A 19,036-nucleotide genomic window follows, 5' to 3' on the forward strand; every position below is an offset into this window, starting at 1 on the left:
TTTGATGAGACAGAAAACGTTAGATGTCTTAGAATTTAATAAAATTAAAGCACTCATCGCTAATGAGACAATTAGTGACTTGGGGCGGGAGAAAGTACTACAACTGCATCCTGCGACTGATTACGATACTGTTGTTTTTCAAATGAATGAAACTGATGAAATATCACAAATTTATAATAAATATAGGATGCCAAGTCTAAGTGGATTATCAAAAGTTTCTCCATTACTTCACCGCGCTAAGATTGGTAGTGTATTGAATGTTACAGAATTAAATCAGTTAAAAAGGCTCATTCAAGTTCAAAACCAATTTAAAACATTTTATAATCAATTGCTTGAAGATGATGAACAACAAGTCTATTATCCTTTGCTACATGATAATATGATGCGCTTACCTGTATTAACTGATTTATTTCAAGAAATTAATGATAAATGTGATACACATGATTTATATGATCATGCGAGTTACGAATTACAAGGCATTCGCAGTAAAATTTCAAGTACGACACAACGCATTAGACAAAATCTAGATCGTATTGTTAAAAATCAATCTAATCAAAAGAAACTATCGGATGCTATAGTAACTGTGCGCAATGAACGTAATGTTATACCAGTAAAAGCTGAATATCGCCAAGATTTTAAAGGTATTGTGCATGACCAATCAGCATCTGGACAAACGTTATATATTGAACCATCATCTATTGTAGAAATGAACAATCAAGTGAGTCGCTTACGCAACGATGAGGCTGTGGAAAGAGAACGAATTTTAACTATATTAACAACAATGGTTGCGCAACAAGCTGAACAATGTTTAGTAGCTGAAGAAGTTATGGGTCACTTGGATTTCTTAACAGCTAAGGCACGTTATGCAAGTGCAATAAAGGGAACAAAGCCTACATTTTATGAAGCGCGTACAATTTATTTGCCCAATGCCTTTCATCCATTGTTAGATAAAGAAACTGTTGTTGCAAATACGATTGAATTTGCTGATGATGTGGAAACAGTGATTATTACGGGGCCAAATACTGGTGGGAAAACAGTCACGCTTAAAACATTAGGATTAATTATAATTATGGCACAATCAGGGTTGTTAATTCCCACATTAGACGGTAGTCAGTTAAGCGTGTTTCATGATGTCTTTTGTGATATTGGAGATGAGCAGTCTATAGAACAATCATTATCTACATTTTCATCACATATGAAAAATATTGTCGCTATATTACAACAAGCAGATAAGCATAGTTTAATACTGTTTGACGAGTTAGGAGCAGGAACAGATCCTAGTGAAGGCGCTGCATTAGCAATGAGTATTCTTGATTATACAAGAGCGCTTGGCGCGCTAGTCATGGCAACGACACACTACCCAGAACTTAAAGCGTATAGCTATAACCGCGAAGGTGTCATGAATGCTAGTGTCGAGTTTGATGTTGATACATTGAGTCCCACATACAAATTATTAATGGGTGTTCCTGGCCGATCAAATGCATTTGATATATCTAAAAAATTAGGTCTTAACTTATCAATTATAAATAAAGCAAAAACCATGATTGGTACAGATGAGCAAGAAATCAATTTAATGATAGAATCGCTTGAAAAAAATGCGAAACGTGTAGATACGCAGCGTATAGAACTTGATCATTTATTGAAAGAAGCACAGCAAACACACGATGATCTTGAAAAACAATATAATCAATTTCAAGCATACGAAAAACAATTAATAGAAGATGCGAAAGATAAAGCAAATCAACGTGTTAAAGCTGCTACAAAAGAAGCAGATGAGATATTAAAAGAGTTACGAACGCTAAGAGATCAAAAAGGGGCCGATGTTAAGGAACATGAATTGATAGACAAGAAAAAGCAACTTGATAATCAATATGAAGCGAAATCGATTAAACAACAAGTTCAAAAGCAAAAATACGATAAAATTGTAGCCGGAGATGAAGTTAAAGTTTTATCATATGGACAAAAGGGCGAAGTGTTAGAATTAGTTGGAAATGATGAAGCGGTAGTTCAAATGGGTATCATTAAAATGAAATTGCCGATTGAAGATTTGGAAAAAACAAAAAAGAAACAAGAAAAACCGACTAAAATGATTAAACGCCAACATCGTCAAACGATTAAAACGGAACTGGATTTAAGAGGATATCGTTATGAAGAAGCGTTAATTGAGTTAGATCAATATTTAGACCAAGCTGTATTAAGTAATTATGAACAAGTTTATATCATACATGGCAAAGGCACCGGCGCTTTACAAAAAGGTGTTCAACAACATTTGAAACGACATAAAAGTGTAAAATCATTTAGGGGTGGTATGCCAAGTGAAGGTGGCTTTGGTGTAACTGTCGCAGAATTAAAATAATCATCACTATTCATTTGCTAAAATGATAGAATAAACTTTACTTCAACTATATATTGCGGTTAATATGAGTGATGTAAGAAAAATGTGAGCAATTGCAATGCAATAGATGATATTGTCTGTTATAATTTGCTCATCATTTAAATTTAAGGAGGATTGGCTGTCATGGCAATCGTAAAAGTAACGGATTCAAACTTTGATGAAAATATTCAAGATGGCGTTAAATTAGTAGACTTTTGGGCAACTTGGTGTGGACCTTGTAAAATGATTGCTCCAGTATTAGAAGAATTAGCAGGAGATTATGAAGGTAAAGCTGATATTTTAAAATTAGATGTTGATGAAAACCCATCAACTGCTGCTAAATTTGAAGTAATGAGTATTCCTACTTTAATTGTATTTAAAGATGGAGAACCTGTAGATAAAGTTGTAGGTTTCCAACCAAAAGAAAATTTAGCAGAAGTATTGGATAAACATTTATAATCACACAGAAATGGGGACGGGGCATTACATCTGATGTAATTGCCTCTTCTTTTTGTGTGTAATAATCGAGAAAGGGGGAGTGTGATACGTTGAGTTATCAGCAAGCTATTCGTGAAAAATTAAGTGTTGTACCTATTGAACCAGGGTGTTATTTGATGAAAGATCGCCAACAACAGGTAATTTATGTCGGTAAAGCTAAACGTTTACGCAATCGTTTACGTTCGTATTTTACAGGGGCTCATGATGCTAAAACAACGCGTTTAGTTGGGGAAATACGTGACTTTGAATATATCGTAACATCTAGTGAAACAGAATCCCTCCTATTAGAATTAAATTTAATTAAACAATATCAACCGCGTTATAATATATTATTAAAGGATGATAAGAGTTATCCTTTTATTAAAATCACTAAAGAAAAGTATCCTCGTTTATTGGTAACACGTACAGTTAAAAAAGGGACAGGTAAATATTTTGGACCATACCCTAACGCTTATTCAGCACAAGAAACCAAGAAGCTATTAGACCGTATTTATCCATTTAGAAAATGTGATACGATGCCAGATAAATTATGTTTGTACTACCATATTGGTCAATGTCTAGGTCCATGTGTTTATGAGGTTGATCAACAGCAATATGCCCAAATGACAAAAGAGATATCTGACTTTCTTAATGGTGAAGATAAAACCATTTTACAAAATTTAGAACAGAGAATGATGGCTGCAAGCGAAAAATTAGATTTCGAACGTGCTAAAGAATATAGAGATTTAATTCAACACATTCATAATTTAACGAAGAAACAAAAAATTATGTCATCAGATAATACGATTCGTGATGTGTTTGGTTACCACGTGTCTAAGGGCTGGATGTGTGTTCAAGTATTTTTTATTCGCCAAGGTAATATGATTCAACGGGATGCCACTATGATTCCGATTCAACAAACGGAAGAAGAAGAATTTTATACCTTTATTGGCCAGTTTTATAGTTTAAATCAACATATATTGCCCAAAGAAGTGCATATACCAAAACACTTAGATGCTAAATTAATTCATTCTGTCGTTGATACTAAAATTGTGCAGCCGGCACGTGGAGCGAAAAAAGAAATGGTTGATTTAGCAAATCATAATGCTGAGGTAGCGCTTGATAATAAATTTGAATTAATTGCTCGTGATGAATCACGGACTGTGAAGGCAATTGAAGAGTTAGGTGAGCGTATGGGCATTCAATCACCAATACGTATTGAAGCTTTTGATAATTCAAACATTCAAGGTGTTGATCCAGTATCAGCTATGGTGTCATTTGTTGATGGTAAACCAGATAAGCGTGGCTATCGAAAATATAAAATAAAAACAGTAGAAGGTCCAGATGATTATAAATCTATGAGAGAAGTCGTACGTCGTCGATATACAAGAGTGTTAAATGAAGGCCTTCCTTTACCAGATCTTATTATTGTAGATGGAGGTAAAGGACACATGTCAGGGGTTAAAGACGTGTTAGAAAATGAATTAGGCTTAGACATTCCAATAGCTGGTTTGCGTAAAAACGATAAACATCAGACCTCTGAACTGCTTTATGGGCCAGAAGCTGAAGTGGTACCTATGAAGAAAAATAGTCAAGCATTTTATCTCTTACAGCGTATTCAAGATGAAGTGCACCGCTTTGCCATTACTTTCCATCGACAAACACGGCAGAAACAAGGCATGCGTTCTATACTTGATACCGTTGATGGTATAGGTAGCAAAAGAAAAACTAAATTATTGCGTACTTTTGGTTCTATCAAGAAAATGAAAGAAGCAACTTTACCAGAATTGCAAAATTGTGGCCTTCCTGAAAAAGTAGCTAAAAGTTTGAAAGAAGCATTAAATAATTAAAAAATTAAGATTTTGGGACGTGAGAATCATTCTCATGTCCCAAAGTGTTGTAAAAAATGTTACAATATAGTTAACAAACAGCTAATTTTTTTATAGATTTGTGGAAGCGTTTTCTAATTGATAAACATTATCATTTAAGTGTTCCTGATAATGTTTTAATTGAAAAATACACAAATGCTAAATCCACCATCCAGTTCATTTTATAATACTTGCAAATTGTATTTAAAAAAATTTGAAAACTTAAAATTTTTATTTTTCAATTAGCAAGAAATAGGATGTCTTAGTGGTATCACATCATTTAAATTAGCTAATTTTAATTATTGTTTCTTCAGGGGGGAGTTCTTTTGGCTCATACAAAAAACGAATTTTACTTAAGACGTGTTCATTCGTTATTAGGTATTATTCCAATCGGGGCATTTTTAGTAGTGCATTTGATGGTAAACCATCAAGCTACTCAAGGTGCTGAAGCATTTAATAAAGCATCTATGTTTATGGAATCATTGCCGTTTTTAATTATCGTTGAGTTTCTATTTATTTATATCCCAATTTTATATCATGGTTTGTATGGTATTCATATCGCATTTACAGCAAAGGAAAATATTGGGCATTATTCAATATTTAGAAACTGGATGTTTGCATTACAACGCGTAACGGGTGTAATTACGTTTATTTTTATTTTCGTACATTTATGGCAAACGCGCTTACAAAAGGCATTTTTCGGTAAAGAAGTTAATTATGATATGATGCATCAGACATTACAACACCCTTTGTGGGCAATTATTTATATGATTTGTATCGTGGCAGTCGTTTTTCACTTTGCTAACGGTATTTGGTCATTTTTAGTGACATGGGGGATTTTACAATCTAAAAAATCTCAACAAGTTTTCACTTGGGTATCACTCATTGTCTTTTTGATATTGTCTTATATTGGTGTATCAGCAATTGTAGCATTTATGTAAATTTCGTTTTAGCGTAAGTTTTAGTTCAATATTTAGGGGAGTGACAATTCTATGGCAGAGAAGAAAATTATTGTTGTCGGAGGCGGACTTGCCGGTTTAATGTCAACAATTAAAGCTGCAGAACAAGGTGCTCATGTGGATTTGTTCTCATTAGTACCTGTTAAACGTTCGCACTCTGTATGTGCCCAAGGGGGTATCAATGGTGCGGTAAATACAAAAGGTGAAGGAGATTCTCCGTGGATTCATTTTGATGATACCGTTTATGGTGGAGATTTTTTAGCAAATCAACCACCAGTTAAAGCAATGACTGAAGCTGCACCACAAATTATTCATTTATTAGACCGCATGGGCGTCATGTTTAGCAGAACAAAGGAAGGTTTATTAGACTTTAGACGCTTCGGTGGGACATTGTATCATCGAACAGCATTTGCTGGTGCAACAACAGGGCAACAACTATTGTATGCGTTAGATGAACAAGTACGTTCCTTTGAAGTAGATGGACTAGTGACAAAATATGAGGGCTGGGAATTTTTAGGAATTGTTAAAGATGAAGATAATGCAGCTAGAGGAATTATAGCTCAAAATATGACAACTTCAGAAATTCAATCTTTCGGTTCAGATGCGGTCATTATGGCTACGGGTGGTCCAGGCATTATTTTTGGTAAAACAACGAACTCTATGATTAACACTGGGTCAGCAGCTTCAATTGTTTATCAACAAGGTGCTAAATATGCAAATGGCGAATTTATTCAAATTCATCCGACTGCGATTCCAGGTGATGACAAATTACGTTTAATGAGTGAATCTGCACGTGGTGAAGGCGGTCGTATATGGACATATAAAGATGGTAAGCCTTGGTACTTCTTAGAAGAAAAATATCCGGATTATGGTAACTTAGTACCTCGTGATATTGCAACGCGTGAAATTTTTGATGTTTGTATCAATCAAAAATTAGGTATTAATGGTGAAAATATGGTGTATCTGGATCTGTCTCATAAAGATCCACATGAATTAGATGTTAAATTAGGTGGTATCATTGAAATTTATGAAAAATTCACTGGTGACGATCCTCGTAAGGTACCAATGAAGATTTTCCCAGCAGTTCACTATTCAATGGGAGGACTTTATGTTGATTACGATCAAATGACCAACATTGATGGTTTATTTGCTGCAGGAGAATGTGATTTTTCACAACATGGAGGTAACCGTTTAGGTGCAAACTCATTATTATCTGCAATTTATGGTGGTACTGTCGCTGGACCAAATGCGGTAAAATATGTTGGAAATATTGATAAAACTTATGCTGATTTAGATGATTCAATTTATCAAGCACGGGTAGATGAAGAACAACAAAGATTCGATAATTTACTTAATATGCGTGGCACAGAAAATGCCTATAAATTACATCGTGAACTCGGTGAAATTATGACAGCTAATGTTACAGTTGTAAGAGAAAATGATAAATTATTGGAAACCGATAAGAAAATTGTTGAGCTCATGGAACGCTATCAAAATATTGATATGGAAGATACACAGACATGGAGTAACCAAGCCGTGTTCTTTACTCGTCAATTATGGAATATGCTTATACTTGCACGTGTTATCACAATTGGTGCTTATAATCGCAATGAATCACGCGGTGCGCATTACAAACCAGAATTTCCAGAACGAAATGATGAAGAATGGTTAAAAACAACATTAGCAGAGTATATGGGTAAAGGTGAAGCACCAAAATTTACTTATGAGCCAGTAGATGTAAGCTTGATCCCACCACGTAAACGTGATTACACTAGCAAGTCTAAAGGAGGTAAAAAATAATGACTGAAACACTATCAGCAAATAACACTCCAAAAGACCAACATGCAGACAGTAATCAACAACCACAAAAAGAAAAACAAAAAACAATTAAATTAATTATAAAACGTCAAGATAATCAAGACTCTAAGCCATACGATGAAGCGTTTGAAATCCCTTATAAAGACAACATGAATGTCATTGCCTGTTTGATGGAAATTAGACGTAATCCAGTAAATGCAGAAGGAAAGAAAACAACGCCCGTTATTTGGGACATGAATTGTTTGGAAGAAGTTTGTGGTGCATGTTCGATGGTAATTAATGGTCGTGCAAGACAATCATGTTCAGCCATCGTTGATCAATTAGAGCAACCTATTCGTCTAGAACCAATGAGTACGTTTCCAGTTATTCGTGACTTACAAGTTGACCGTACACGAATGTTTGACAACTTAAAACGTATGAAAGCTTGGATTCCTATTGATGGAACTTATGATTTAGGTCCTGGACCTCGTATGCCGGAGAAAAAACGACAAACAGCATATGAACTGTCAAAATGTATGACATGTGGTGTGTGTTTAGAAGTTTGTCCGAATGTAACACCTAATAATAAGTTTGTCGGTGCACAAGCCATCTCACAAGTTCGTCTATTTGATTTACATCCTACAGGTGCTATGACAAAGGATGAACGATTAGATGCATTAATGGGGACAGGTGGATTGCAAGAGTGCGGTAATTCTCAAAACTGTGTAAATGCATGTCCTAAAGGTATCCCATTAACAACGTCAATTGCAGCAATGAACAGAGAAACAACGTTCCATATGTTCAAATCATTCTTTGGTTCAGATCATAAAGTGGAATAATCGCTGTACAAGCTTTAGAAAAATAGATTTCTAAAATAAATAAGCCTGAAAATGAAGTCAATTGATTTCGTTTTTGGGCTTATTTTATAGCCGAGCTTTGATAGGTGTTTTTCGTAACGCAAAGCTTCAGTGTATGATCCTTTAAAATAGTTATTTGGATATCATTTATTTTAATGATGATACATAGATGCTAAAGTGTAACAAAAGATGTTACTGTTAAGTACAACAGATTTTTATCAATTTTTGTTATGTTTACATCTACTTTAATTAATATGGTTTTTCACATTAGAATGATGTTTTATGTGTAGGGATATCATTTTTAAAATAGCCTTAGATGATTTCACTATATTTAATGTGCTAAAATAAAAATACTATTGCAATTAATTGAGGATGAAAAATATGAATAAACCCATTGGTGTTATAGATTCAGGAGTTGGAGGATTAACTGTAGCTAAAGAAATTATACGCCAGTTACCAAATGAGACTATATATTATTTAGGTGATATAGCACGGTGTCCATATGGACCAAGACCTGGAGACGAAGTTAAAGCTTTCACCACTGAACTAGCTAATAAATTAATGGAATTTGACATTAAAATGCTGGTTATTGCTTGTAATACGGCAACTGCAGTCGCTTTAGAGCATTTACAACACATACTGTCTATTCCAGTTATTGGCGTTATTGAACCAGGTGCACGTACTGCTATTATGACGACCAAAAATCAACATGTGCTTATACTTGGAACAGAGGGAACTATTAAATCTGAAGCTTATCGACATCACATTAAACGCATCAATCCTAATGTTGAGGTAACAGGTGTGGCCTGTCCAGGATTTGTACCTTTGGTCGAACAAATGCGTTATAATGATCCAACAATAACGAGTATTATTATTCATCAGACATTAAAACACTGGCGAAACAGTATAGCGGACACTGTCATATTAGGATGTACGCATTATCCCTTGTTATATCAACCGTTGAATGATTATTTCGGTGGAGACAAAACGGTCATTTCTTCTGGTCTAGAGACAGCTAGGGAAGTAAGTGCTTTGTTAACATTTAGTAATGAGCACGCCAGCTATACAGCCCAGCCACAGCATCGCTTTTTTTCTACAGGTGATACGACGCATATTACTAATATTATTGCTGAGTGGTTGCATATGAAAGTAAAAGTAGAACAGATTAAATTAACAAATTAGGGGGATAAACGATGACCGATATTGTGATAGCTACAAATAACCAAGGAAAGATTAATGATTTTAAAGCGATTTTTCCAAATGATAATGTTATCGGTATTTCAGAATTGTTGAAAGACTTTGATGTTGAAGAAACAGGGACAACCTTTGAAGAAAATGCTATTTTAAAATCAGAAGCAGCAGCTAAAAGATTGAATAAACGAGTGATTGCTGATGATAGTGGCTTGGAAGTTTTTGCACTTAACGGTGAGCCAGGGGTGTACTCTGCACGATATGCCGGTTTAGACAAAAATGATGATGACAACATAGACAAATTATTATCTAAATTAACTGATATCACACAACGTGAAGCTCAGTTCGTGTGTGTGATTAGTATGAGTGAACCAGATCAACCAACACGGACATTTAAAGGGACGGTATCTGGTCGAATTACTGATGAACGTAGAGGAGATAATGGTTTTGGTTATGATCCTGTCTTTTATGTACCTGAAAAAGGACGCACAATGGCTGAACTGAGTGCAACAGAAAAAAGTCAAATTAGTCACAGAGGAGAAGCTATAAAACAACTTCAAGCATACTTAAAGGGTGATGTATAATGTCAAAATGGATTATTGTAAGTGATAATCATACTGAAGCTGGTATTTTATATCAAATTATCGCTTGGCATCAAGATTATGATGTTGCTTTGCATTTGGGAGATTCAGAATTTGAATATCATGATACGGAACTAAGTTTATTCCAACGTGTTAAAGGGAACTGCGATTTTTATCCAGAATTTCCAAATGAAGAACTTATCTCATCTGATGATATTAAAGCGTTCTATACTCATGGCCATCTGTATTCTGTTAATCGTGGACGCCAACAATTGGCAGAAAGAGCAGCTCAGGAAGGCTGTCAATTTGCTTTTTACGGACATACTCATGTGGCTAAATATGAACAGATTGGATCTGTTCATGTGATTAATCCTGGTAGTATCTCACAATCTAGAAGTCAAAAAGAAGAGACTTTTGCAGAACTATTAATTGATGATAATAAAAGGCGTGCAGTCTTGCATTTTCGCAATCGGAATAATGAAATTTTAGACACGATACACATAAAGATATAAAGAAATCCGATAACCTTCGAGCTGTATGTCATTCCAGCTTATAGGTTATCGGGTTTTATGCCAAAAATAACTATAAAAGCAATGCTATTATCACTACTTGCATACTAAAAAAGATATTTGTATGGCTTATCAAATTGTTATTGATAGATGCAACAATATTTTAAAACATTAAGTAGATTGTATAATAGGCAACAATTCGGCTAATGTTCGAATCTCAAAGTCAGGTTTAATTGCTGTTGAATTTGTTTTGTTTCTATAGTTAAACCAGCATGTTGCAATGTTAGCATTATGACCACCTAATATATCTGATGTTAAAGAATCTCCAATAATCATTGCTGTGGATCTCGCAGTAGGTTTAATGTGATTAAAAACATAATCAAAAAATCCAGACATAGGCTTTTGATAACCTGTGTGTTCTGAAATAAAGATACCCTCAAATAAATTATCGAACGGTGTTTGTGCAATACGGCGTTGTTGTGTTATAGCGACACCATTAGTCACAATATAAAGTGAACAATGCTGACGTAATTGAGCTAATGTAGCTAATGTGTCGTTGAAATATTTAACTGGTGCTTTAGCCAATTCATCTCTAAAACACTCATCGGCTTCATGACCATTAACAGTTATATTATGGTGCTTAAAGTATTTAATAAAGCGTTGAGATAACACGTCTTCTTTTGAAAGTTGATTATTTTGAAAAGCTTCCCAGTGTGCTTGGTTAATCTTTTTGAATAAAGTGAAGTCATCATAAGTAGGAGATGACTGGTAATTTTGGGCCATATTGAAAAAGGCTTGTTCTTCAGCATCATCAAAATCTACTAATGTATCGTCAAAGTCTAATAACAACGTTGTATATTTCATATTAAAATACTCCTTAAAAAGTAGAATTAAATGCATTTTAACATGAAGATATGCTGAAAAGGTAATAAGTTGGATAAATGTGAGGAAACTTGATATTAAGTTTAAAATCATTATCTGGGTCAAGTTATTAAAGGAGCGTTAATGGATTAAAATAGCATTAATAGTGAAAAATATAACCTTTTTTTAGATAGTAACTATTGCGCAATAGCGTCGAATTAGATATAATAATTCTTGTGTTAAAAATTTGTCCTGGTAGCTCAGCTGGATAGAGCAATGGCCTTCTAAGCCATCGGTCGGGGGTTCGAATCCCTCCCAGGACGCTATTTGTATTAATCTCGTTTTACCATGTTAGTTTGTAACATTGGTAACACGGGATTTTTTATTTTATATAAAAAGAGAAAATAAAACTTTATGTCACGGAATAGCTAGGTATATTTTAGTGCCACTATAAAATAATAAAGTGTTCAATAGCTGAAATAACTTTATCATCTATTTCGGTTAATTTAAAAAATAAATGATTACGATGTGGAGTGCTAAAACTATATAAATGTTATTATAAATAATCACAATTACATAATTTAATCAGCAATATGTATTTTGTCCTCAAGCTTAATGTGAGTACATTCAAAAAAAGGAGCGTGACAGCATTCGTTACGAATTCGTAGTCCCGCTCCAGCAAGATTGACTAGGGTTGGAAAAACTTGGTGTCCGCGTATTTTCAATCCAGTCAACTACTGCCAATATATCGTTCACAGTCTAAAACATAATGATGTCCTAAACTAATCATTTTAACCTTTAGGTGACCATATTAACACGTCATGGCCTTCTGGATTTTTAGCGTTTACGTCTTCAAATCCTAATTTAGTAAAGAAATCTTTTGATTGATTGCGTCCAATAGCTTTGATTGGAAGACCTTTCTCTTTAGCAAAGTCAATGAGTGCACGTCCATAGCCATGATGCTGATATTCGGGGAGCACTTCTAATTTCCACAGTAGTATGTAATTATCGTAATCTGGGAAATAAAGTTCTTCCACGTCACCTTTACGCAATAGTGCCATGCGCGCTACCAAGTTATCTCCGTGAAAAATGCCATAGAAAGGTGTTTCAGAACTTGCATCAATCATTTGTCCTTGAAATTCATCGACCATATATAAATCCTTATTGCCATACTCTCGAAAAGCTTCAAAAAGTTCATCTGTTTTATAATTAATTTCTAATCGTTTAATTTCTACCATAACATATCCCCCTTAGCATCTTTATTTTACTATACCCTAAAAAATATGTGTAATTCATTTAGTTTTGAAACACGAAGCACCGAAAATTTTAAAAAGTGTAAGCCGTTAAATTGTCAATGTGTTGTATAATCTTTATACTGTATTCATAATAGCGATACTGAAGGAGAAAATGTATGGACTGTTTAATTACTAAATTACATGATAATGATTCATTCATGACAAAATTAAAAAACAGTGATCCATCGCTAACATCATTTTTCCAGTATGATGCGATGAAGAAAACAAGTTTTGATGTTAAGATGAACAAGCCTAATAATGGTAGAGAACAACAACTTGCACAAATTATTCAAGACTATATGTCGGATTTAACTTTATCAGAGCAACAGCAAAAAAATATTGAAAACTTAGCAGCAGGGGCTAAAGTTGTCATTGGTGGTCAACAAGCTGGTTTGTTTGGAGGACCTTTATATACTTTTCACAAGATATTTTCTTTGATAACGTTATCTAATGAGTTGCGAGAGCGCTATGATTGTAGCGTTGTTCCAGTATTCTGGATAGCTGGGGAAGACCATGATTTTGATGAAGTTAATCATACTTTTGCTTATGATCAACAATTGGCTTCTGTGGAAAAGATTAAATATCATACTTTGACTCCACCGGAAAGTAACGTAAGTCGATATGTCCCGGACAAAGTTCAAATGAAAAATGCGCTGCAAGCATATTTCAAGGAATTAGCTGAAACAACACATACTGCTGAATTGTATCATATGTGTTTACAAATCATAGAACGCTATGACACGTGGTCGAATATGTTTAAAGCACTTGTACATGAAGTGTTCAAAGTGTATGGTGTGTTATTTATAGATGCGCAATATGAGCCACTTAGAAAGTTAGAACGTCCTATTTTAAAGGATATGTTGCGCAAACATAATGATATAAATAAAGCATTTCATCAAAAGCAACGTGAGACTGAAAACAATAAGCTATCAAAGATGATTGTGACTGACACAAACGTCCATTTATTTTTACATCAGGATAATATGAGACAATTACTTACGGAAGAAAATGGTATTTATAAGTTAAGTAAATCAGAAGTTACTTATCGTGAAGATGAATTATTAGACTTGATTGAACAAAATCCAGCGCAATTCTCAAATAATGTTGTTACACGTCCAGTAATGGAAGAATGGCTCTTCAATACTGTAGCGTTTATAGGTGGCCCAAGTGAAATTAAATATTGGGCAGAATTAAGCGAAGTATTTAACACGTTAGATGTGGAAATGCCTATTGTATTACCGCGTATAAAAATAACTTATCTCTATACTAGAATAGAGAAACTTTTACAACAATACCAATTAGATATAGCTGAGGTATTAACTAATGGAATTGAAGAAAAGCGTCAAAAATTTATACGTGAACAAGCATCGCAAACATTTTTAGATCAAGTTTCACAATTAAAAGAGATTCATGAAGAAATGTATCAAAAATTAAAGCGAGAAGTACAACATAACCAAAATAATAGCAACTTAGTTGATAAAAATCATGAAATCCACCATAAACAACTTAATTATTTAGAACAAAGATACTTATTAAATATTGAACGTGAAAATGTGATTAGCATGAAACACTTTAAGGAAATCAGTGAATCACTCCATCCAATGGGAGGACTCCAAGAAAGAATATGGAATCCATTACAAATAATGAATGATTTTGGGATGGATGTGTTCAACCCCTCCACCTATCCACCACTTTCTTACACTTTTGATCATATTGTTGTAAAACCTTGATATATCAAGGTTTATAGCCGTTTCGTCTTTTTGACGAAACGGTTTTTTTATGTCTTTTTTTATAAATTTTAAGATATTTTACAGAATTAGTGGAGGATAGTGGTGAGATGTGGTAAATTATAAATAAGGTGAGGTGAGAAAAAATGTTCATGGGAGAATACGATCATCAATTAGATACAAAAGGACGAATGATTATTCCGTCCAAGTTTCGTTATGACCTCAATGAGCGTTTTATTATCACTCGAGGCCTTGATAAATGTTTATTTGGTTACACGTTAGAAGAATGGCAACAAATTGAAGAGAAAATGAAAACCTTACCAATGACTAAAAAGGATGCACGTAAGTTTATGCGTATGTTCTTCTCTGGTGCGATTGAAGTAGAACTAGATAAACAAGGACGTATTAACATACCTCAAAATTTGAGAAAATACGCCAACTTAACAAAAGAATGTACAGTAATAGGGGTGTCAAATCGAATCGAGATTTGGGACCGTGAAACATGGAATGATTTCTATGAAGAATCAGAAGATAGTTTCGAGGATATTGCTGAAGATTTAATAGATTTTGATTTTTAAATGGGGGAATAAACGTGTTTCATCATGTCAGCGTTATGCTTAACGAAACCATAGATTACTTAAATATAAAGCCTGATGGTGTATACGTAGATTGTACGCTAGGCGGCGCAGGACATGCCCTTTATTTATTAAATCAGCTCAATGATGAAGGTCATTTGATTGCTATTGATCAAGATACAACAGCAATAGATAACGCAAAGGAAGTGCTTAAAGCGCATCTACATAAAGTGACCTTTGTTCATAATAACTTTCGAGAACTCACACACATTTTAAAAGAACTAAATATTGAAAAAGTAGATGGCATTTACTATGACTTGGGTGTTTCAAGTCCACAGTTAGATGTCCCGGAAAGAGGATTTAGTTATCACCATGATGCGAAATTAGATATGCGTATGGATCGAACACAAACGCTTAGTGCTTATGAAGTGGTAAATGAATGGTCATATGAAGCATTAGTAAAAATATTCTATCGCTATGGTGAAGAAAAATTTTCAAAACAAATTGCACGGCGCATTGAAGCACATCGCGAATTACAGCCTATAGAAACGACATTACAACTGGTTGATGTGATTAAAGAAGGGATACCTGCCAAAGCGAGACGAAAAGGTGGTCACCCAGCTAAAAGGGTGTTCCAAGCCATTCGAATTGCCGTCAACGATGAATTGTCAGCATTTGAAGATTCAATTGAACAGGCAATTGAACTTGTAAAGGTTAATGGACGCATTTCAGTAATTACTTTCCATTCATTAGAAGATCGATTATGCAAACAGATTTTCCAAGAATATGAGAAGGGTCCAGAGGTACCTAGAGGTTTACCAATTATTCCAGAAGAATACACACCAAAGTTAAAAAGAGTTAATCGGAAACCTATCACTGCTACTGAAGAAGATTTAAATCAAAACAATCGGGCACGTAGCGCCAAATTACGTGTTGCAGAAATATTGAAATAAGGAGTAATGGACGATGGCTGTAGAAAAAATTTACCAACCATATCAGGATGTTTCTCAAACAAGCATTCCTAAACAACAACCACAAGCAGAACCAAGAAGACAAACTGTAAAAAGAAAAGTAGTTGTACAACTTACTAGATTTGAAAAGGTCTTATACATATCATTGATTACTGTCATTGCCTTGATTAGTATTTATGTGCTATCTTTAAAAATGGATGCGTATGATACGCGAGGAAAGATTGCAGATTTAGATCAAAAGATTGAAAAGCAAACAAGTGAGAACAGCGCACTTAAATCTGAAATTAAAAAGAATTCTTCTTATGAACGCATTTACGATAAGGCAAAAGCACAAGGTATGAGCCTTAAGAATGATAATGTAAAGGTAGTGCGTAATGATGGCGAAGCGAAAAATTAAAATTAAAAAAAATAGATTAGGAGCAGTCCTCCTTGTTAGTTTATTCGGACTGCTCTTTTTTATATTGGTTTTAAGATACTCATATATCATGGTGACCGGACATTCTTCTGGACAAGACTTACTAACACGAGCAAATGAAACGTATCTTGTTAAAAATCAAGAACAACCCGAACGCGGTAAAATTTATGATCGCAATGGGAAAGTGTTAGCTGAAGATGTTGAGCGTTTCAAATTAACGGCAGTGATTGATAAGAAGGCCAGTGAAAACAGTAAAAAGCCTCGACACGTCGTAGATAAAAAGAAAACTGCTAAAAAATTAGCAGAAGTCATCGATATGAAGGCAGATGATATTGAGAAAAAATTAAATCAGAAAAAGGCGTTTCAAGTTGAGTTTGGTCAAAAGGGAACAAATTTAACGTATCAACAAAAAGAAAAAATTGAAAAAATGAACTTACCAGGCATTACACTATATCCAGAAACAGAGCGGTTCTATCCAAATGGAAATTTTGCCTCTCATTTAATTGGACGTGCACAGAAGAATCCAGATACGGGTGAACTGAATGGTGCACTGGGTGTTGAAAAGATATTTAATAGTTATTTAAATGGTAAAAAAGGTGCACTATCATATATACAAGATATATGGGGGTACATTGCACCAAACACGAAACATGAAAGCTCACCTAAACGTGGAGATGATGTACATTTAACGATTGATTCCAATATACAAGTATTTGTGGAAGAAGCCTTGGATGGTATGGTTGAACGCTATCAACCTAAAGATTTGTTTGCCGTTGTAATGGATGCTAAAACAGGTGAGATTTTAGCTTTTAGTCAACGACCTACATTTAATCCTGAAACGGGGAAAGATTTTGGAAAAAAATGGGCAAATGATTTATATCAAAACACTTATGAACCAGGATCTACATTTAAGACTTATGGGTTAGCAGCTGCCATTCAAGAAGGTAAATTTAAACCAAATGAAAAGTATAAATCAGGTCACATGGATATTATGGGATCAAGAATATCTGACTGGAATAGAGTTGGTTGGGGTAGAATACCTATGACACAAGGATTTACTTATTCTTCAAATACACTTATGATGCAATTGCAAGATTTAGTTGGTGCAGATAAGATGAAATCTTGGTATGAACGCTTTGGTTTTGGTAAAACGACTGGCGGCATGTTTGATGGTGAAGCAAGTGGTAATATTGCATGGTCTAATGAATTACAACAAAAAACATCAGCATTTGGACAATCAACGACTGTAACTCCTGTACAAATGATTCAAGCGCAATCAGCCTTTTTTAATAAGGGAAATATGTTGAAACCATGGTTTGTGAATAAAGTAGACAATCCTATTTCTAAAAAAACCTTCTATAAAGGCGAAAAATCTTATGCAGGTAAGCCAATAACTGAAGAGACAGCCAATAAAGTAGAAACTGAACTTGATAAAGTTGTTAACAGTGAAAAAAGTCATGCACAGAATTATCGTGTAGAAGGCTATGATATCGAAGGTAAAACGGGAACGGCGCAAGTAGCGGATGAAAAAAGCGGTGGTTATGTTAAAGGGCCTAACCCATACTTTGTAAGTTTTATTGGAGATGCACCTAAGAAAAATCCACGTATCATTGTTTATGCGGGCATGAAACTTGCACAAAAGAATGACCAAGAAGCATATGAATTAGGTGTTAGTAAAGCTTTTAAACCAATTATGGAAAACACACTTAAATATTTAAATGTCGGCAGCTCAAAAGACAAAACAAACAAAGCAAAATATAGTAAAGTTCCAAATGTTGAGGGTGATGCCACTCAAGATGCGAAATCCAAACTACAAGATAAATCGTTAAATCCAATCGTTATTGGCAGTGGTCAAAAAGTAAAAACGCAATCTGTCAAATCTGGAAGTGAATTATTGCCACATAGTAAAGTACTTCTTCTTACTGATGGAGATGTTACAATGCCAGATATGAAAGGTTGGACGAAAGATGACGTATTGGCATTCCAAAGTTTAACGAATATTAAAGTCATCACAAAAGGAACCGGCTTTGTTACTGACCAGTCTATTTCAAATGGTACGAAGCTGAAAAAAAGCGATAAAATTGAGCTTACGCTTTCAGCAAAAGATGCTGATGGCAGTCAATCAGAAGAGCAAGCTACTTCATCGGATAAGAATGATTCAACCGATAACCAAAAGCAAGATAAAAAAGATACATCTAAGTCAAAAGAGGATTCAAAAGATCAACAAGACAATGCAGCTAAAGACAGTGAAGATTAGCTTGCTTCAATTAATGATGTGAGTTAACTAAAAATTTAATTTGTAAATTAAGATATAAACACGTATCACACAGTTTTGCGCTTTATGTTTAACTGCGCAGCTAGATATGGAGGAGCTAGAAGCCCCTATGCCTGTTCTATAAGTAAATTGTAGAACAATTTTCAGAATAACAATGTTTGTCAGCTTCTTCTCCTCGTGATTATCTGGCTAGATCATTGAGTAATGATGAAATATTACTTATCACATGGCAACATAAAATACATCTAAATAATGATGTGAAGTGTTAGTCATATTGTTAAAATAATAAAGTGAAAATGATGTG

Annotated in this window: 16 protein-coding genes and 1 tRNA gene; 15 read left to right on the forward strand and 2 right to left on the reverse strand. The window is 34.4% G+C overall.

Going from position 1 to position 19,036, the window contains the following annotated elements; genetic code table 11:
- Nucleotides 1-4 precede the first annotated feature (4 nt).
- The 9 genes from HMPREF3267_RS01030 to HMPREF3267_RS01070 all read left to right on the forward strand — a co-directional run bounded on the left by HMPREF3267_RS01030 (nucleotide 5) and on the right by HMPREF3267_RS01070 (nucleotide 10,616).
- On the forward strand, nucleotides 5-2,356 hold the full coding sequence (locus HMPREF3267_RS01030; protein WP_002478341.1) for an endonuclease MutS2: 2,352 nt from the start codon (nucleotides 5-7) through the stop codon (nucleotides 2,354-2,356).
- A 162-nt stretch (nucleotides 2,357-2,518) separates the two neighbouring features.
- Nucleotides 2,519-2,833, forward strand: a complete 315-nt coding sequence (gene trxA / locus HMPREF3267_RS01035; RefSeq protein ID WP_002459379.1) for a thioredoxin — start codon at nucleotides 2,519-2,521, stop codon at nucleotides 2,831-2,833.
- Nucleotides 2,834-2,922: 89 nt separating this feature from the next.
- Nucleotides 2,923-4,701 (forward strand): excinuclease ABC subunit UvrC, encoded by a 1,779-nt coding sequence (gene uvrC, locus HMPREF3267_RS01040; RefSeq protein WP_070823896.1) that lies wholly within the window; start codon nucleotides 2,923-2,925, stop codon nucleotides 4,699-4,701.
- Nucleotides 4,702-5,045: 344 nt separating this feature from the next.
- Nucleotides 5,046-5,660 (forward strand): succinate dehydrogenase, cytochrome b556 subunit, encoded by a 615-nt coding sequence (sdhC, locus tag HMPREF3267_RS01045; protein ID WP_002478339.1) that lies wholly within the window; start codon nucleotides 5,046-5,048, stop codon nucleotides 5,658-5,660.
- 51 nt (nucleotides 5,661-5,711) lie between these two features.
- Complete coding sequence (gene sdhA / locus HMPREF3267_RS01050) at nucleotides 5,712-7,478, forward strand: succinate dehydrogenase flavoprotein subunit (RefSeq protein WP_062077509.1); 1,767 nt, start codon at nucleotides 5,712-5,714, stop codon at nucleotides 7,476-7,478.
- Nucleotides 7,478-8,314: a succinate dehydrogenase iron-sulfur subunit gene (gene sdhB, locus HMPREF3267_RS01055; protein WP_002459375.1), complete on the forward strand. Its 837-nt coding sequence runs from the start codon at nucleotides 7,478-7,480 to the stop codon at nucleotides 8,312-8,314. The genes sdhA and sdhB overlap by 1 nt, the downstream gene beginning before the upstream one ends.
- A gap of 399 nt (nucleotides 8,315-8,713) precedes the next feature.
- Complete coding sequence (gene racE / locus HMPREF3267_RS01060) at nucleotides 8,714-9,514, forward strand: glutamate racemase (protein ID WP_002478338.1); 801 nt, start codon at nucleotides 8,714-8,716, stop codon at nucleotides 9,512-9,514.
- Nucleotides 9,515-9,525: 11 nt separating this feature from the next.
- Complete coding sequence (locus HMPREF3267_RS01065) at nucleotides 9,526-10,107, forward strand: XTP/dITP diphosphatase (protein ID WP_002459373.1); 582 nt, start codon at nucleotides 9,526-9,528, stop codon at nucleotides 10,105-10,107.
- Complete coding sequence (locus HMPREF3267_RS01070; protein WP_002459372.1) at nucleotides 10,107-10,616, forward strand: YfcE family phosphodiesterase; 510 nt, start codon at nucleotides 10,107-10,109, stop codon at nucleotides 10,614-10,616. Before HMPREF3267_RS01065 ends, HMPREF3267_RS01070 begins: the two co-directional genes overlap by 1 nt.
- 168 nt (nucleotides 10,617-10,784) lie before the next feature.
- Here the strand turns inward: HMPREF3267_RS01070 and HMPREF3267_RS01075 are convergent, their stop codons facing one another.
- The gene (locus tag HMPREF3267_RS01075) at nucleotides 10,785-11,477 is read right to left on the reverse strand and encodes a YjjG family noncanonical pyrimidine nucleotidase (RefSeq protein WP_062077511.1); all 693 of its coding nucleotides are present in this window, start codon (nucleotides 11,475-11,477) and stop codon (nucleotides 10,785-10,787) included.
- A gap of 246 nt (nucleotides 11,478-11,723) precedes the next feature.
- Here HMPREF3267_RS01075 and HMPREF3267_RS01080 point away from each other — a divergent pair.
- A tRNA-Arg gene (locus HMPREF3267_RS01080) sits at nucleotides 11,724-11,797 on the forward strand.
- Between the two features lie 468 nt (nucleotides 11,798-12,265).
- Here the strand turns inward: HMPREF3267_RS01080 and HMPREF3267_RS01085 are convergent.
- Entirely contained in the window at nucleotides 12,266-12,712 is a 447-nt protein-coding gene (locus HMPREF3267_RS01085; protein WP_002478335.1) for an N-acetyltransferase, read from the reverse strand.
- Between the two features lie 173 nt (nucleotides 12,713-12,885).
- Here HMPREF3267_RS01085 and bshC point away from each other — a divergent pair, with 173 nt between their 5' ends.
- The 5 genes from bshC (at nucleotide 12,886) to HMPREF3267_RS01110 (ending at nucleotide 18,714) form a co-directional block, all read left to right on the forward strand.
- Nucleotides 12,886-14,499 carry a bacillithiol biosynthesis cysteine-adding enzyme BshC gene (gene bshC / locus HMPREF3267_RS01090; RefSeq protein ID WP_002478334.1) on the forward strand — a complete coding sequence of 538 codons (1,614 nt, stop codon included), beginning with the start codon at nucleotides 12,886-12,888 and terminating at the stop codon, nucleotides 14,497-14,499.
- A gap of 143 nt (nucleotides 14,500-14,642) precedes the next feature.
- Nucleotides 14,643-15,074 (forward strand): division/cell wall cluster transcriptional repressor MraZ, encoded by a 432-nt coding sequence (gene mraZ, locus HMPREF3267_RS01095; protein ID WP_002459368.1) that lies wholly within the window; start codon nucleotides 14,643-14,645, stop codon nucleotides 15,072-15,074.
- A 14-nt stretch (nucleotides 15,075-15,088) separates the two neighbouring features.
- Nucleotides 15,089-16,024 carry a 16S rRNA (cytosine(1402)-N(4))-methyltransferase RsmH gene (gene rsmH, locus HMPREF3267_RS01100; protein ID WP_002459367.1) on the forward strand — a complete coding sequence of 312 codons (936 nt, stop codon included), beginning with the start codon at nucleotides 15,089-15,091 and terminating at the stop codon, nucleotides 16,022-16,024.
- Nucleotides 16,025-16,037: 13 nt separating this feature from the next.
- A complete protein-coding gene (ftsL, locus tag HMPREF3267_RS01105) occupies nucleotides 16,038-16,439 on the forward strand; it encodes a cell division protein FtsL (RefSeq protein WP_002459366.1) in 402 nt (133 codons plus the stop codon).
- The gene (locus tag HMPREF3267_RS01110) at nucleotides 16,420-18,714 is read left to right on the forward strand and encodes a penicillin-binding protein (RefSeq protein WP_070823897.1); all 2,295 of its coding nucleotides are present in this window, start codon (nucleotides 16,420-16,422) and stop codon (nucleotides 18,712-18,714) included. Before ftsL ends, HMPREF3267_RS01110 begins: the two co-directional genes overlap by 20 nt.
- Nucleotides 18,715-19,036 lie beyond the last annotated feature (322 nt).

Origin of the sequence: Staphylococcus sp. HMSC62D11, assembly GCF_001839145.1 — a bacterium.
Taxonomy (GTDB): domain Bacteria; phylum Bacillota; class Bacilli; order Staphylococcales; family Staphylococcaceae; genus Staphylococcus; species Staphylococcus lugdunensis.

Coding starts and splice junctions, on each gene's coding strand:
- HMPREF3267_RS01030 (WP_002478341.1), top strand. CDS start 5: ATGAGACAGAAAACGTTAGATGTCTTAGAATTTAATAAAATTAAAGCA.
- trxA (WP_002459379.1), top strand. CDS start 2,519: ATGGCAATCGTAAAAGTAACGGATTCAAACTTTGATGAAAATATTCAA.
- sdhA (WP_062077509.1), top strand. CDS start 5,712: ATGGCAGAGAAGAAAATTATTGTTGTCGGAGGCGGACTTGCCGGTTTA.
- sdhB (WP_002459375.1), top strand. CDS start 7,478: ATGACTGAAACACTATCAGCAAATAACACTCCAAAAGACCAACATGCA.
- racE (WP_002478338.1), top strand. CDS start 8,714: ATGAATAAACCCATTGGTGTTATAGATTCAGGAGTTGGAGGATTAACT.
- HMPREF3267_RS01065 (WP_002459373.1), top strand. CDS start 9,526: ATGACCGATATTGTGATAGCTACAAATAACCAAGGAAAGATTAATGAT.
- HMPREF3267_RS01070 (WP_002459372.1), top strand. CDS start 10,107: ATGTCAAAATGGATTATTGTAAGTGATAATCATACTGAAGCTGGTATT.
- HMPREF3267_RS01075 (WP_062077511.1), bottom strand. CDS start 11,477: ATGAAATATACAACGTTGTTATTAGACTTTGACGATACATTAGTAGAT.
- HMPREF3267_RS01085 (WP_002478335.1), bottom strand. CDS start 12,712: ATGGTAGAAATTAAACGATTAGAAATTAATTATAAAACAGATGAACTT.
- bshC (WP_002478334.1), top strand. CDS start 12,886: ATGGACTGTTTAATTACTAAATTACATGATAATGATTCATTCATGACA.
- mraZ (WP_002459368.1), top strand. CDS start 14,643: ATGTTCATGGGAGAATACGATCATCAATTAGATACAAAAGGACGAATG.
- ftsL (WP_002459366.1), top strand. CDS start 16,038: ATGGCTGTAGAAAAAATTTACCAACCATATCAGGATGTTTCTCAAACA.
- HMPREF3267_RS01110 (WP_070823897.1), top strand. CDS start 16,420: ATGGCGAAGCGAAAAATTAAAATTAAAAAAAATAGATTAGGAGCAGTC.